13 protein-coding genes are annotated in these 13,932 nt (G+C 38.8%); 5 read left to right on the forward strand and 8 right to left on the reverse strand.

All coding sequences use genetic code 11. The annotated features are described in order from the left end of the window. Nucleotides 1-503: 503 nt before the first annotated feature. Entirely contained in the window at nucleotides 504-890 is a 387-nt protein-coding gene (locus K9B36_RS16045) for a sporulation protein (protein ID WP_223703419.1), read from the reverse strand. 640 nt (nucleotides 891-1,530) lie between these two features. Between K9B36_RS16045 and K9B36_RS16050 the strand changes: the two genes are divergently transcribed. The 4 genes from K9B36_RS16050 (at nucleotide 1,531) to K9B36_RS16065 (ending at nucleotide 5,550) form a co-directional block, all read left to right on the forward strand. Beyond that, nucleotides 1,531-2,658 (forward strand): histidine kinase N-terminal domain-containing protein, encoded by a 1,128-nt coding sequence (locus K9B36_RS16050; protein ID WP_223703420.1) that lies wholly within the window; start codon nucleotides 1,531-1,533, stop codon nucleotides 2,656-2,658. Between the two features lie 71 nt (nucleotides 2,659-2,729). Beyond that, complete coding sequence (locus K9B36_RS16055) at nucleotides 2,730-2,918, forward strand: hypothetical protein (protein ID WP_223703421.1); 189 nt, start codon at nucleotides 2,730-2,732, stop codon at nucleotides 2,916-2,918. A 710-nt stretch (nucleotides 2,919-3,628) separates the two neighbouring features. Continuing rightward, complete coding sequence (gene nhaC, locus K9B36_RS16060; RefSeq protein ID WP_223703422.1) at nucleotides 3,629-5,005, forward strand: Na+/H+ antiporter NhaC; 1,377 nt, start codon at nucleotides 3,629-3,631, stop codon at nucleotides 5,003-5,005. 80 nt (nucleotides 5,006-5,085) lie between these two features. Continuing rightward, a complete protein-coding gene (locus K9B36_RS16065; RefSeq protein ID WP_223703423.1) occupies nucleotides 5,086-5,550 on the forward strand; it encodes a branched-chain amino acid aminotransferase in 465 nt (154 codons plus the stop codon). 107 nt (nucleotides 5,551-5,657) lie between these two features. On the opposite strand, the gene K9B36_RS16070 is transcribed toward K9B36_RS16065, so the two are convergent. After that, complete coding sequence (locus tag K9B36_RS16070; protein WP_223703424.1) at nucleotides 5,658-7,028, reverse strand: LVIVD repeat-containing protein; 1,371 nt, start codon at nucleotides 7,026-7,028, stop codon at nucleotides 5,658-5,660. A gap of 518 nt (nucleotides 7,029-7,546) precedes the next feature. Continuing rightward, nucleotides 7,547-9,058, reverse strand: a complete 1,512-nt coding sequence (locus tag K9B36_RS16075; RefSeq protein ID WP_223703426.1) for a gluconokinase — start codon at nucleotides 9,056-9,058, stop codon at nucleotides 7,547-7,549. Nucleotides 9,059-10,204: 1,146 nt separating this feature from the next. On the opposite strand from K9B36_RS16075, the gene K9B36_RS16080 reads away from it, so the two are divergent. Further along, nucleotides 10,205-10,720 carry a DoxX family protein gene (locus tag K9B36_RS16080; RefSeq protein WP_223703428.1) on the forward strand — a complete coding sequence of 172 codons (516 nt, stop codon included), beginning with the start codon at nucleotides 10,205-10,207 and terminating at the stop codon, nucleotides 10,718-10,720. A gap of 80 nt (nucleotides 10,721-10,800) precedes the next feature. On the opposite strand, the gene K9B36_RS16085 is transcribed toward K9B36_RS16080, so the two are convergent. The 5 genes from K9B36_RS16085 to K9B36_RS16105 all read right to left on the reverse strand — a co-directional run bounded on the left by K9B36_RS16085 (nucleotide 10,801) and on the right by K9B36_RS16105 (nucleotide 13,918). Further along, entirely contained in the window at nucleotides 10,801-11,241 is a 441-nt protein-coding gene (locus K9B36_RS16085; protein WP_223703430.1) for an RDD family protein, read from the reverse strand. Nucleotides 11,242-11,377: 136 nt separating this feature from the next. Next, nucleotides 11,378-11,575, reverse strand: coding sequence for a YfhD family protein (locus K9B36_RS16090; RefSeq protein ID WP_223703432.1), 198 nt, complete (start codon nucleotides 11,573-11,575; stop codon nucleotides 11,378-11,380). A 170-nt stretch (nucleotides 11,576-11,745) separates the two neighbouring features. Next, nucleotides 11,746-11,868, reverse strand: coding sequence for a YfhE family protein (locus K9B36_RS16095; protein ID WP_223703434.1), 123 nt, complete (start codon nucleotides 11,866-11,868; stop codon nucleotides 11,746-11,748). A 134-nt stretch (nucleotides 11,869-12,002) separates the two neighbouring features. After that, a complete protein-coding gene (locus tag K9B36_RS16100; RefSeq protein WP_223703436.1) occupies nucleotides 12,003-12,566 on the reverse strand; it encodes a GNAT family N-acetyltransferase in 564 nt (187 codons plus the stop codon). A gap of 224 nt (nucleotides 12,567-12,790) precedes the next feature. Beyond that, nucleotides 12,791-13,918, reverse strand: a complete 1,128-nt coding sequence (locus K9B36_RS16105; protein ID WP_223703438.1) for an amidohydrolase — start codon at nucleotides 13,916-13,918, stop codon at nucleotides 12,791-12,793. Nucleotides 13,919-13,932 lie beyond the last annotated feature (14 nt).

Here is a 13,932-nt window from a genome sequence, read left to right on the forward strand (position 1 = left end):
CCGAGCAAAGTAAGTACATGAAAAGAGGAAAAGGCAGCAGAAGATGTACATTCCCGTGCAAAGCAAGTACATGAAATTAAAGTGATGTAGATTTTGTTAAAAGAGGGTAATGTGAAAGCTGGTGCAATATGGCTGACGAAAGAATGACTTCCACTAATCCGTAATTTTTATAAGAAACACTGCCTCATCTTTTCCTTCATAGCCACTACTCCAATTTAAAAAAGGGCTCTCGATTAATTGAGCCCGCATTCCATTATTCCAATTCCTAACCCTAGACTACTTAAGCAACTCAACTTCCACTTCTAGCGCAGCTACTTTTGGTTTTTCTTTCGACAAGATCCAACCGGAAACACCGATTAAGATAAGGACGGACCAAAATATTGCCTTCCATCCCACACCCTTTGCAAAGTCCTGAGAGAGGATAGCAAGCTGTAGTACCCATCCTTATTCTAATAATAACCCATAGTCCATTTATTCTCTTCCTCTCTATAATTTCGAGCACGTTAGCCTAGCAAGACAATCTCATCATGGTCAAAGCTTTTTATATTCTCACTGAATATGAGGCGGGTATTCAATCGATAGGTGAAGCCTTCAGAAGAGGGAGGAAGGTCGGCGGGAATCCTGTAACTAAAAGGGATTTCCGTTTTTTCTTTAGCCTCTATTTTTTTAGACATCAGAATAGTTGTTACTAAATCGACTGTTTCTGTTTTTTTGCCTTCTGTTACTTTAACAAGATCGCATTCCAGCCGTTTGATTTCTAGGTTTGCCCAGCCGCTTTTCAGATGAAAAGAACCATTTACAGTGCTACCAGGCATGATTTGATTCTGCATTAACACAAGGTCTACATGAGGAGACCCGATATTTAAATAACTCATGATTTTTTTCAGCATTATAACTTTCCCCCTAAATTATTATCGTTGTGTAGTAAGGTTCATTTATACAATAGGTGTTGCTATAGTTCTTGGTGGATTGTGTATTTCAGATGTCATAATAGTAGTAACATTTAACTTGATTGTTACCACCAAGGTAAGCCACATCCATAATTTTTTTTGTGAAAAAAATTTCAACTGTTTTTTTCTCCTTTTATTGAGTGTTAATTATACATAGAATACTAGGGTAAAACATTCTCTTTTAGATGGTTATTCCTCCTTGAATACAACAAAAAACCTTTACCAAAATTCTGATAAAGGTTTGAAAAATACAATATAATCCCTTTACCATAATGGCAAAGGTCTCGCAAACAACGTTTAAGTTGCCAGTCAGGCCGGTGATTATTCATCACGTATTGTCGACATAACTGTAAGCTACTCCCCTTTGGAGTATTATAAGCTCATAGAGAGCATAGCTTCCACTCTTCTGCTATAAATATATCATATTCTATTTCTCTTTATTTCGTCAAGAGATATTTACCTAGATTATGATAGAGGATGTTCAGCCAAAATTAAAAGTTTTTGAAAATATTTAAAATTCAATTATTGGTATAAAATCTGTTATGATATTTATAAAAGTAAAAATAGAGAAGGTGTAGAAATGGTTGAAGTTTCGGAAAGACTCATAAGCTTTCTTGAGGAGAACTCAGAGGAATTTTTACATAATTGGAAAATGAAAATTGCAATTTCTGAAGAGGATGTCTACAAGAATGAGGTTATTAAAAATGGTCTGCAAATGTATGAGCTAGTTAAGAAAGATCTTAATGGTTTAATAAATGAAAAGGAATTAGAGCAGCTAGCACATAAGACTGCACAAGAAAGAGTAAAAGCCAATGTGAATATCAGTGAGTTTGTTAATAATGTTAATATTGGCAGAAGCGAAATTCTTAAGTGGGTGGCGAACTCTGGACTAACTTTTCAACAATTCCAGCCAGTGTTTGAACAGATTAATAATTTATTTGATACGTTCTCCTATCTTGCAGTTAAGAAGTATACGATTCTGAAAGAGGAGCAATTGCAAGAGAAAGATATCTATATACATCAGACCCATAAAGAGCGATTAACGATTCTTGGTCAAATGAGCTCGAGCTTTGTCCATGAATTCCGCAACCCGTTAACATCCATCATTGGATTTACCAAGCTATTGCAACATGATTATCCTGCTCATCCTTATTTAGATATCATGCAGCATGAGTTAAGTCAGCTGAACTACCGTATTTCGCAATTTTTGCATGTTTCAAGAAAAGAATTGATTGAAAGTAAAAAAGAAGAAGTGAACCTTTCTTTCTTATTGCAAGAACTTGTGGAATTTCTGTACCCGAGTCTGCTCGACGGAGACGTAGCACTTCATTTGGATGCAAACCCAACTATTAATATAACGGGAAATAAGGATGAGTTGCGACAGGTACTCTTGAACCTGATCATGAATTCCATCGATGCCCTTCAGCAAAAAGAATCTCCAAGAAGCATAAAAGTTTTATGTGAAGAAAGTGAAAATTATATGAAGCTATCGATAACCAATAATGGGCCCAAAATCAAAGAAGAGGTAATAAACGCAATCTTTGAACCGTTTTTCACAACGAAAGATCTTGGAACAGGAATTGGACTATATATTTGTAAAAAATTAATTGAAAAGCATAACGGGGAGATCTATTGCTATTCCAATGACGAGGAAACAAGCTTTGTAATTCAGATACCAGTACAAGCGGGTGTCCCCTTGCATCAATAAATCACTGAAACTCTTTGTATAAAAAGGATATTAAAAGCACATCCTGTCCTTAAAGGAGTGGTTTCTTTCTTATGAAAAACAACAAAAAAAATTATGTTCCTCAAGCAACAAAAGAACCTGAAATTACAATTCAAACAGACGGGACCTTTCCTAATGCAAAAAGTATTGCAGGAGATTCTGTTGATGAACATAAAAACCTCGAAGTAGCCAATGCCATCATTGCTGGGGATGAAATCAAACAGCAGAATGAGAACCTATAGTACTTTAGAGCAACTTAAGAACCCCTGTCTAATAAGTATGACAGGGGGTTTTCATTGTTTCCAAATTGCTGTTTTCAGGAAAGTCATAATTTAACCAAATATCTAAACAAATTTTTCGATTGACATATTCACTAGATTGTATTAATTTAGTTATAATACTTTAACACCAAAAAGCGTTTAAGCGTTTAAGTGTGTTGGTGATAATGGAAGATAGTATAGCTGAGCCGAGAAGAGTAATAGAATAGATTTTTGATAGTTTGTATTTAGTAGTTTATTACCTTTACAGCAAACAGAGACTAGGTGGGTGGTGTAAATCTAGGAAAGGAATAGACGAATTACCGTACATATTCTTAAGCTATCGTCATTTTTAAGTGAGCAAATTTTTGCTAATTAGGGTGGTACCGCGGAGCTTCTTCGTCCCTTATGTATAGGGATGGAGGGGCTATTTTTATGGTTTAGGAAATTTAAAAAGTTCCGGCTGTGGATAATTTATTCAAAAGTAAGCAGCGTCCAGCTCCAGGCGCCAGAGACTATCAAACTTCCCTCGCCTCTGATGCGTAAGCTCAACATCGAATCGCTAGCGCTCTTCGTGTTTCCTGATTCTCTCGGCTCAGTCCAGTTTGTACGTCTCTAAGCGGGCGCCTTGCGCTTTTGTTCTTGGCCATCTGTTTTACAATCAAGAATACTACAACAATGGAGGCAATTATAATATGGAAAATAAGCAGAAATTAAACATAAGTCGAATAGAGTCTCTCAGTATCATCTTCTTTATTCTACTCTTAATAGGGTTCTCCTTATTTAAATTTGAAGCAGCACCTCATATCCCTATTTTCGGGGCAATCGTGGCATTGGTGGGTTTTGCATTAGTGAAAAAACAAACATGGACTTTTATCGAAAATGGTTTAAAAAGTGGATTAAAGGAGGGACTTATCCCGATTTTCCTCTTTATCCTGATCGGGATATTAATTGGCGTATGGATGCTATCTGGCACCATTCCAACCTTTATTTTCTACGGCAGTCAAATACTCTCAGTCGATTACTTCCTACCAAGTGTATTTCTTGTAACAGCAGTTATTGGTACGTGTATTGGCAGTGCATTTACTACGTCTTCCACTGTTGGTGTTGCGTTTATGGCACTAGGTGTGGCAATGGGGTTTAACCCTGCCATCATAGCAGGTGCCATTATATCAGGCGCTTTTCTAGGGGACAAGATGTCACCATTATCGGACACAACTAATATTGCTTCTGCCATTTGTAAAGTCGATCTTTTTGATCATATTCGTCACATGCTCTGGACAACAGTTCCGGCCTTGCTGATCTGTTTACTAGCGTTCAGCTTAATCGGAAAACCGGGAGACCTTAGTTCTGTTGACGAGTTATCAAAGCTTCCGCAAACCTTGAAGAATGCCGGACTGACTCATCCATTGGCACTTTTACCAGCGCTTATTATGTTTGGTTTAGCTATTAAACGTGTGCCAGCCATCTTTGTTATGATGATTGGCATCCTAGTAGGGACAATCGTAGCATTCATTCTGCAACCTGGTATTTCAATTGCTCAATTGATGGATGTCATGCAAAATGGCTACAAAAGTAGTACCGGAGAGGAACGTATTGATACGATTCTTAGCAGGGGTGGCATCCAAAGCATGATGTGGTCGGTGTCGTTGGTTTTATTAACGTTAAGTATGGGCGGGCTAATCCAGAAGCTTGGAATTATCGATAAAATGATGGAGATGCTACAGGACTTTATCGAATCAACTGGAAAGCTCGTTCTGTCCACTGTTGCAACCGCAATCGGTGTGAATCTATGTATCGGCGAACAGTACATGTCAATTATTTTAACAGGTCATGCTTTTGAAAAAGAATTTGAAAAGCAAAACATTTCCGCAAAGAACCTATCACGGATTTTAGAGGATGCAGGTACCGTCATCAACCCACTTATTCCATATGGTGTTAGTGGTGTATTCATGGCAGGTGTCCTCGGCGTCGATGTATTAGACTACCTTCCATACGCATTTTTCTGTTTACTTAGTCCTCTGTTAAGTCTCTTTTATGGCTTTACAGGGATTAGTATTAAAAAACGTTAGCCATAAAAAAGAAAGAAAAGCTCTCACTCTTTGGTTATACTGATACTAGTAGAATTTTTCGATGGAAGAGGGTTTTGATTATGGAAATGAAACAGCTGGACTTCACTAAGTCCTATATCGAGCGATGCGACAAAGAAACAGAAAATACGCTTGCGGAAGAAAAAACAGAATTTCTAGAAGGTTCCATTCAATATTTAAAGGAGCATAAAGGCGAATTTATTTATCTTGAGGCCCCAGACTTTGAAGAACTTGGTGTGGAGGCTGTTTCTTTAGAGCTAGATGATGTTTTTGGAACTTATAGCGTACTTTTAGGGCTAAAGCTGAAGAAAAAGTATCAAGCTACAATAAAATCATATTTTTTAAAAGTGTTACAGGAAAACAAGTCAGGAATCAGTCTTATCTTTAATCAAGGCGATGGGTTATGGGATATTAACTTCGGATTAAATCATGCGGAGGATTTTCATGAGGACATCACTATTAGAGAGGCATACAGCTTAATATATTCAATTGTTTATCATGTAGTTAAAGCGGTAGAAAAAGAGTAGAGTAAAAAAAGACTATGGAGGAATTATTATCCCTCTGTAGTCTTTTTTAGGCTTTAAATAGGTAGTGGTCAGTGAGAACTCCTTGTTAATTTCCGTTCCTTCTTGATTTACTCTACCATCATTCCTCGACCGGTCTTTTGCAATACTTTTAATCCTTGACCCATATCAGAGGCAAGAATATAATTTCTATCCACGTAGACTCCCCAAATGTTGGACTTGCTTGGAATATATACACCCGTTTCTACAGGTTCAGAAGGGTTTGTAATGTCAACCATTCGAACTCCGCCAGAATAGTGCGAAAGGTATAGCGTGTTTCCTCTTACCTTAGGGTCGTGAACAGTTGCTCCACCTGGGATCTTTTCTGTAAAATCAGTTTTGAAGGTACTTAAAAGGGTAGGGTTTGTTTTATCCTTGATATCGTAAATCATTGTATAGCCATACGCCGATTCAAAACCCTCGCGAACTGGTCCAAAAACTTCTCTTGTTTCAATCAGTATATTTCCGCCTTTTGCTAGTGTAGATGAATGAGCCGCACCTTGAACATTGGAAGCAAAGTCAGTTCTTCCTAGGTATACTGGATTTTTTACGTCACTAATGTCAAGGATTATTGTCCCTAAATCCCAATAGGACAGATACGCTGTTTTTCCAAGATTATCTGTGATGACACTATGAGCAAATGCACTGCGCTTTACTCCTTCTTCATCCGTCCAATTGTAGCCATCGTAATTTTCGTCGCTGACTTCATCAATATAATTTCTTGGATCAAATTCATAGATTGTCTCCGGGCTTGCTGGATTAGAGACATTTACAAACGATACATCCATTTTTTCACCATGAGAGTAGTAATCTGCATAGCAATCAGCCGTTAATACGTAAACGTTATTTCCTTGCACCGTTAAATAAAGTTCGTGTGTCCCCCGTGCACCTGAAGTAGACTCCCAGAATCCCAATTCCTTAGGAGCATATGGATCTGTTACATCATATAGAGCAAAGCCGCCTTTGGAGTCCGGATTATTACGATCCAATTTCTGCACACTGACTGCTGCGAGATCGCCTTTAAAATGCTTCGTATTAACCGATTTAACAATGACTTTTTCCTGCCAGCTACCCTCAAACTGGGCAAAAGCAGAAACCTCAACAGGATTAGAAGGGTCTTTCATATCGAATACACGAACTCCTCCAGAGCCGCCACTGGCACTATGTGTTCCTAAATAGGCAAATCCTTTATGAGCATAAACATCGCCTGTTGAATTCTTAACACCTTCGACCAATTCTTTAAGAGGTACTGCAGCCACTTCCTGCAAGTTCCCAGAATTCTTACTACCTTCAAGAAAAGAAGCTTCTAATTCAACGCCTGCTAAACTGCCTGATTTTTCATCTCCTCCACCTAGTTCATCATGAGCCAATACAGTTGGGCTCAAAACGGAAAAGGTAAGAGCTCCAGCTAAAACAGAATGGATAAAAGTTTTCTTTTTCATTGATCATCCTCCTAATATAATTTGGTCATATTCTATGTAGAAGTCTACAAAGGTAATGTTACAGAAAATTTAGAAATTAATATATCAGACATAATACTCTTTTTATTAAGGAGTTTATGTATTTAATTATGTCTATTTTACTGTTGAAATGAGGTTCTCTAGTAAATTATCAGTACCATGCATGTGTTTACATTCACGAAAGGAGAGAGAAATTACCTATTAAATTAAAACCATCTGGAAAATAAACATTTAAACAAAGGATTTGTTAAATGCCGCTGTTGATTTCCGAGAAAAGTAAGGTTGATGAAGAATGATGCATCAGAAAAAAACGAACAGGTGCAGTAAAAGTAAGATTTGCTTAGATTGATGTACCTCTTGGGTCTGCCTGCGGGTCTTTAACTTAAAGCAATCTCCGCCAGAGTATTCGCCTTTCGCTCCAATCACCAGCTGAGATTTCTAACAGAGCTTAAATGAAAAATAGCGCATAGAAGAGTATCCCCTCTAAACGCTATTTTTGATTAAAACTGCTGCAATCGATCCAAGTCACTAAACAAAGGCTTATTTTTTGCATATAGTTCTTTGTAAACATCATAACATTCGTTATATCTCGCTATATTCTTAACGGTAGGCAGAATTTCCTTTTGTATTGGAATATACTGCTTAATCTCTTTGATTGATTTTACTTTTCCTAAAGCAAATAGTCCGATCCACGCAGCCCCCCATGCAGAGGCCTGATGACTTTTGGGTAATATTACGGTCTTATGAAATATGTCTGCTGTCATTTGAACCCAAAGGGGTGAACGTGCAAAACCACCGCTTACAAGTAGCCGAGTTGTAGGTCCAGCCTTATCAATCAATGCCTCCTGAATCTCATACATGTTAAAAATAACACTTTCCATCACACTTCGAACCATGTCTGCACTATTGTGGGAAAGGGTGAGGCCGATCCAGCCACCTTTTGCTTTTGCATTCCATTTCGGTGCCCGCTCTCCGGCCAAATATGGCATAAACAACAGCCCGTTTGCGCCTGCACTAGAAGTGGAGGCCAATGCTTCTAAATCTGCCTCTCTTATCGTATCTCTCTTGGTCATAGAGGAAAATTGTCGGGCAAGCCATTGAAGGACAACAGCTCCATTATTGCTAGCACCTCCAACAATCCTAAGCTCCGGTGAAAAAACATACTGAAAGGTCCGTTGCTTATGATCGGTACCTTTTTCAGATGAAAACCTTCTAATGGCTCCACTAGTCCCAATGGTTAATGCTGTTTCCCCGTCATGTATTGCGCCAACCCCAATATTTGCTGCTACACCGTCACTAGAACCGATAATGATAGGCGTTTCTGTTGTTAAGGATAGCTCTTCTGCAACCGATGAAGCTAGCGGGCCTACTTGCTCTGTACAAGGAACAACCGTTGATAACTGATTTGGGTGCACCCCAGCAATGGCTAAAGCCTCCACGTCCCATTGCAGTGTATGTAAATTAAAAAGGCCGCTTGCAGAGGCAATAGAATAATCTACCTTCCATTGACCACACCATTTGTATATAATATATTCTTTGATGGAAACAAACTTATCTGCTTGATAATATGGACCGTACTGTGTATCTTTCATCCAAATCAATTTAACAAAAGGGGACATAGGATGAATTGGGGTTCCTGTATTTTCATACACTCCCCGACCATAAGTTTCCTTCATAATCGCTGCCTGCGGGTAACTTCTTCCATCTGCCCAAGTAATCATGGGTGAGACAGGTTCGTTTAGCTCGTTTATACAAATTAAAGAATGCATTGCACTTGAGATGCTTAATCCCATAATGTCACTCGCAACAAGTCTCTTTTGCTTCATCGAGGTAGCGACAGCTAATCTTGCTGCTTTTTCAATTTCTTTAGGATTTTGCTCTGACCAATTAGGTTTCGGATGATAGGTGGAATAGGCACATTCAAATTCTGATATAACTTCACCTTGTGGAGTAAAAATAACAGACTTTGTTGTGGTTGTTCCAATATCCAATCCTATAATGAATTTACTCATGACTACACTCCATTATTTCATTCTTTTAGCTGTATCTTTATTTTACCGTAAAGTGATAGGAAAGGACATTGTGGGGTAGCTACTGGAAAGGAACAGGAAATTTAAAGGGGGAGCCCTTTATATAAAAGCTCCCTTAAAGTGAAACAAGCAATGAGCAATATAAAGAAGAATAAAGTCTTCCACCCTAAGTAAAGTTGCTATAGCGCCATGAAAAATCGCCTGGTTTGGCGTTCCACAGTACTATTTATGTGAAATAGTGAGTACCTTTTGGCTAATGTATCGGAAGAAAAGCAACGTTTACGAGGTTACAAACTATTTATAGTGGTTTAACACTCGGGGGTTGCGGAATTTCCGGGGATTCGCACGGAATCTCACTTTTTTGTACCACAACGGAAGATTTGCGCACGGTACAGGCATTTTACGCACCACTTCTCAAGATTTGCGCATGGAACTCACGATTTATGCACGAAAGGTTTTTGGGGTTCATCTTAAAGTCCATCTCCCATCTAGGATGATATACCTCCCTATTCACACCACCATGTAGAAAGAAGAGAACGCCATCATTTAAATAATGTGTTCCACTCTCTGGATTGGAGCGGCTAGTGCTCGACACTACTTCAGCGGTCAGAAAGTGGCAGACAGGGGATCCCACAACAGGCGTTTGCAGCCAAGCGGCTCCCGCACCACCCATGGAAGAACTCCTGAAACAGAAAGCAACAGGGAGTTGAAACAGTACCCTAACTAAATTAAAATAAGTCATAATTACTAGTTACTAACAAGCAAAACCCTTGGGAAATAAGATATACACAGACTTATCCACATTACCCACAGGTGAGGGAGGGATTTTCCACAAGAATTATGCACACAATAAAATATGGATATAACGGCTTTCTTTTAAATTACCCACAATATCCACACCTATGTGGATAAATATTATTAACAATTATAATTAGTTTGAACTATTTGTGAACAATGTCACAAACCTATTGTATGTTTAACCTAATAGGATTATAGTAAAGATAGAAAGTAAGTGAAAGACTTCACAAACTTTCTAAGTACCAGATAGCTAGCCGGCTAATATGACCTTATATTTTTTTAAAAACACTTGTGAAAAACTTCACAAAGTGATCATAGGAGGAATATATCATGAAATGGTTAAAAGGCCCTAAAATGGCGGTTCTATGGACAGTTTTAAGAATATGGCTAGGTATACAATGGTTACAAGCAGGTCTTCCGAAAATAGGAAATTTTAACGCTGAAGGATTTTTACACGGAGCAATAGCCAAGGCGGAAGGAGAAAACCCGACAGTTCAAGGCTGGTACGCAGCATTCTTAGAAAATGTAGCCTTACCTAACGTGGAACTATTCAACATTCTGATTCCATGGGGCGAGGTATTAGTCGGAATCGGATTAATAGTGGGAGCAGCAACCTTCCCGGCATTAATCGCAGCTGCACTCATGAACTTAAACTTCTTACTTGCTGGTACATTAAGCACCAATCCAATGTTATATACAGCAGCAATCCTACTACTAGCAGCAGGAACAACAGCACACTTCTACGGAATCGACAGAATTGCTATTCCGTTCATTAAAGAAAGATGGAATCAACGCCGTACGAATAATGATAAAAAGACGAATCCGAAACATGCTGAGCTACATTAAACCTGGTAAGGAAATTTGACAAAAAGTAAGGATAATAACAAAGGCTCAGAGCGATCACTGCTCTGAGCCTTTATGCCGCTTTAATCTGGTTCATGAAAGGTTACAATGGTACCAGCAATAAAATCGTGAATCGCGCGTTTATCTTCTCTAAACGCAATCATGAATGCACTCACTATCACACCGATCCCTATAGTAAGAGCATAAATAAGTCCTCCAACTACATTTCGCATAAGCATGGTCCCAATTTTAACCGGTGTACCGTCTTCCTTTACGATGCGAATCTTCATTATCTTTTTGCCTACCGTGTACCCTTGCCACAAGACAGGAAGTAGAAGAGCATACAAGAACAAGAGAATATCGGAAAATAGATCGTTTAAATTTAATAAAAAAGAAAGTACAAGGTAGGTTGGAAGATGCACAAGTATTCCGTCCAATATGACCGCAAGAAACCTTTCCAAAAATCCTGCAGGGTTCTCATGGGCAGCGGGATGATAATCCTGTGCTCGGTTTTGGTTATTCACGTTTGACCACCTTTCTGAAAGTTAATCAAATAATTAGAATATTAAGATTAAATAATACCATACTTTAACACAATATATTAGAGAAATAGTTAAATAATTACAAAAAAGGCCGAGCTGCTTTTGCTCGGCCTTTCGATCATTTAAAATTATCTTTTTTACTATTCCGTTTAATGCCAGCTGCAGATGCACGTGCTTGAGCTTCTAGAATTTCACCGTCTGCACGATTTTCTTCAGCAAACTCTGCATCATGATTATAGGTTTTTGCGTTTTTAGGAACCTGTGGAAGTGACGCTTTATTTCGGTCTCTTGTTTTATGTCCATGTGAACGGCCCATTCGAAGCCCTCCTATAGAGAAGTGATAGACAAGAGAAAGTACCTCTTGTCCTCTTGTATAGGCTTCCCAATAACTGATTCGTAATAGAAGGGAAATGCTGGTGTAACCCTATAGCCCGTGAAAATGGTCATATGTGGACCGGTTCCTACAAATTCACGACAACCAGGAATTTAGCGCTGTTTCCCCGTATATCCTCCAACACGATCAGCGGCTCTAAATTCTCTAGAATATGTAACTTCCTGCATACTGCTTAGTGTGCTCTTTGTTTTATCTTGACGCTTTTTTTCTTTCATAAGAGATTCCTCCTTAGAATAGGTAATTACTTCTAGTTTCTTCTAATTGGAAGGAAAATATACGAATAAATAAAAAAAGAGATCTGAAGCCCCTATACGAACTGCATGATGCACGGGGGGCAGACTCTTTAATTTTATGCTTCCTTCAACTGATGTTCCTCATGCAGAACTTCATGCTGAGTACGCATCTTGTAAAGTGTATATTGGTCTCTTGAAATTTCATATAAATTGTAGATATCTTCGCCACCATTGATTTCTTCAAGCAGGCTTTGGCGAGTTTCGTTTGCAAGAATAACGTAAGGTAGTTTTTCAGCTGCCTTCATCGAGCGGATGTTTACTTTTCGGATCCGCATGAAGATGGACTTGATGTCCAGTTCATAGAATAATTCATCGAAGAATAGATCCTTTGCAATATGGTTGTAGCCTTTGCCATGAAAAGGTTTGCCGAGCCATGTACCGAGAAAACCAGCCCCGTCTTGTACGTCGAATAGATTAATTGTTCCAATTGGAGTGCCCCACTCATCAATAATGGTACGTGAAATCAATTCTCCGCGTTCTTCCGATTCGATTGTTTGCTTTGTAAGGAACACAAACTCATCGTAGGAATACGCTTTATGACGCACAAAAGGGAAGACTTCAGGGTGCACCATAAGCTCATATAGAGCTTGAGATTCGTTAAAATCACGTTTTTTGAGCATGTCTTATCCCTCCAATTGAGGGCAGAACTGTCACACGTGACCCACCCTCGAAATTTTTTAAATTACAAAAAATTTCGGGGTGGGAATCGAACCCACTAGAACCAGTAAAAACTGGTGGCGCACCATTTGCCTTCCCTAACATTTTAGAAACAAAGTGTTAGTTGTTTAATTTGTTTACTTCAGTATCATACTCGATTTTATTTGAAAAAGATACAACTTTTTTATTAATTTTTTTGGTAAATTATTTCGCCCTCAACCACTGTCATGACAGGCTTTGCAAGGAATTGAAAGGGGTGGTGGGACCATAGCACCAAATCGGCATCTTTGCCTATTTCGATACTTCCCACACGGTCCTCCACATTGATGTTTTTAGCAGCAGTAATTGTAATTCCTTCTAGTGCTTTTTGCTCATCGAGACCTTCTCTTACTGCTAAAGCTGCACACACATTTAAGTATTGAACAGGGGTATAAGGATGGTCGGTTGTAATCGATACATCGACCCCATTTTCAGCTAAAATTTGATACGTTTTCCAACTTTTGTTTTTTAACTCGATTTTGGATTTCCTTGTTAGGGTAGGACCAATACAAACCTGTGCGTTTCTGTCTCTTAGTTCGTTCACAATTAAGTGACCTTCTGTACAATGTTCAATGGTATAACGAAGATCAAATTCTTCTGCAAAACGAATTCCGGAAAGAATGTCGTCGGCTCGATGGGCATGTATTTTAACAGGGATTTTCCGTTCTAGCGCCATAACAATTGGTTTAATTCGTAAATTCTCCGGGTCGTTGCTATGTTGTGCTTGATGAAACGCCTCACGCAGCATTCCCATAATCCCCATGCGAGTGATGCTATCTTTATTTCCTTGACTATGGATTCTTTTAGGATTTTCCCCGAAGGCGATTTTTAAGCCGGCTGTTTCTTTCACCAGCATTTTTTGGATGTTTATTCCATGCGTTTTAATGACAGAGGTGGTTCCTCCAATGACATTCGCACTACCAGGCATAATATGAACAGTGGTTACTCCTGCTTGGATAGCGTCCTGGAAACCAATATCCAATGGATGAACGCCATCTAGGGCTCGGATATGCGGCGTTAGGGGCTCGATCGTTTCATTGGCATCATTTCCTGCCCAGCCTGTACCCTCATCATATAAGCCAAGATGTGTGTGAACGTCAATGAATCCAGGAAATAAATTCTTTTCGTTACAATCAATTACTAAAGCGTCAGTTGGGATTTCTAATCTTTTTCCCACTTCTACTATTTTTCCGTTCTCTACTATTACATCCCCATTGTAGATTGGCTTGGAAGTAATCGGATGGACGGTAGCATTCCTGAAAAACAATTTACTCATATCAAGGCTCCTAC

The sequence above is a fragment of the Sutcliffiella deserti genome (assembly GCF_020037475.1).
Classification (GTDB): Bacteria; Bacillota; Bacilli; order Bacillales; family Bacillaceae_I; genus Sutcliffiella_A; species Sutcliffiella_A deserti.

Excerpts from the sequence above, each read along its gene's own strand:
- K9B36_RS16045 (WP_223703419.1), bottom strand. The coding sequence starts at position 890 with ATGCTGAAAAAAATCATGAGTTATTTAAATATCGGGTCTCCTCATGTA.
- K9B36_RS16050 (WP_223703420.1), top strand. The coding sequence starts at position 1,531 with ATGGTTGAAGTTTCGGAAAGACTCATAAGCTTTCTTGAGGAGAACTCA.
- K9B36_RS16055 (WP_223703421.1), top strand. The coding sequence starts at position 2,730 with ATGAAAAACAACAAAAAAAATTATGTTCCTCAAGCAACAAAAGAACCT.
- nhaC (WP_223703422.1), top strand. The coding sequence starts at position 3,629 with ATGGAAAATAAGCAGAAATTAAACATAAGTCGAATAGAGTCTCTCAGT.
- K9B36_RS16065 (WP_223703423.1), top strand. The coding sequence starts at position 5,086 with ATGGAAATGAAACAGCTGGACTTCACTAAGTCCTATATCGAGCGATGC.
- K9B36_RS16070 (WP_223703424.1), bottom strand. The coding sequence starts at position 7,028 with ATGAAAAAGAAAACTTTTATCCATTCTGTTTTAGCTGGAGCTCTTACC.
- K9B36_RS16075 (WP_223703426.1), bottom strand. The coding sequence starts at position 9,058 with ATGAGTAAATTCATTATAGGATTGGATATTGGAACAACCACAACAAAG.
- K9B36_RS16080 (WP_223703428.1), top strand. The coding sequence starts at position 10,205 with ATGAAATGGTTAAAAGGCCCTAAAATGGCGGTTCTATGGACAGTTTTA.
- K9B36_RS16090 (WP_223703432.1), bottom strand. The coding sequence starts at position 11,575 with ATGGGCCGTTCACATGGACATAAAACAAGAGACCGAAATAAAGCGTCA.
- K9B36_RS16095 (WP_223703434.1), bottom strand. The coding sequence starts at position 11,868 with ATGAAAGAAAAAAAGCGTCAAGATAAAACAAAGAGCACACTAAGCAGT.
- K9B36_RS16100 (WP_223703436.1), bottom strand. The coding sequence starts at position 12,566 with ATGCTCAAAAAACGTGATTTTAACGAATCTCAAGCTCTATATGAGCTT.
- K9B36_RS16105 (WP_223703438.1), bottom strand. The coding sequence starts at position 13,918 with ATGAGTAAATTGTTTTTCAGGAATGCTACCGTCCATCCGATTACTTCC.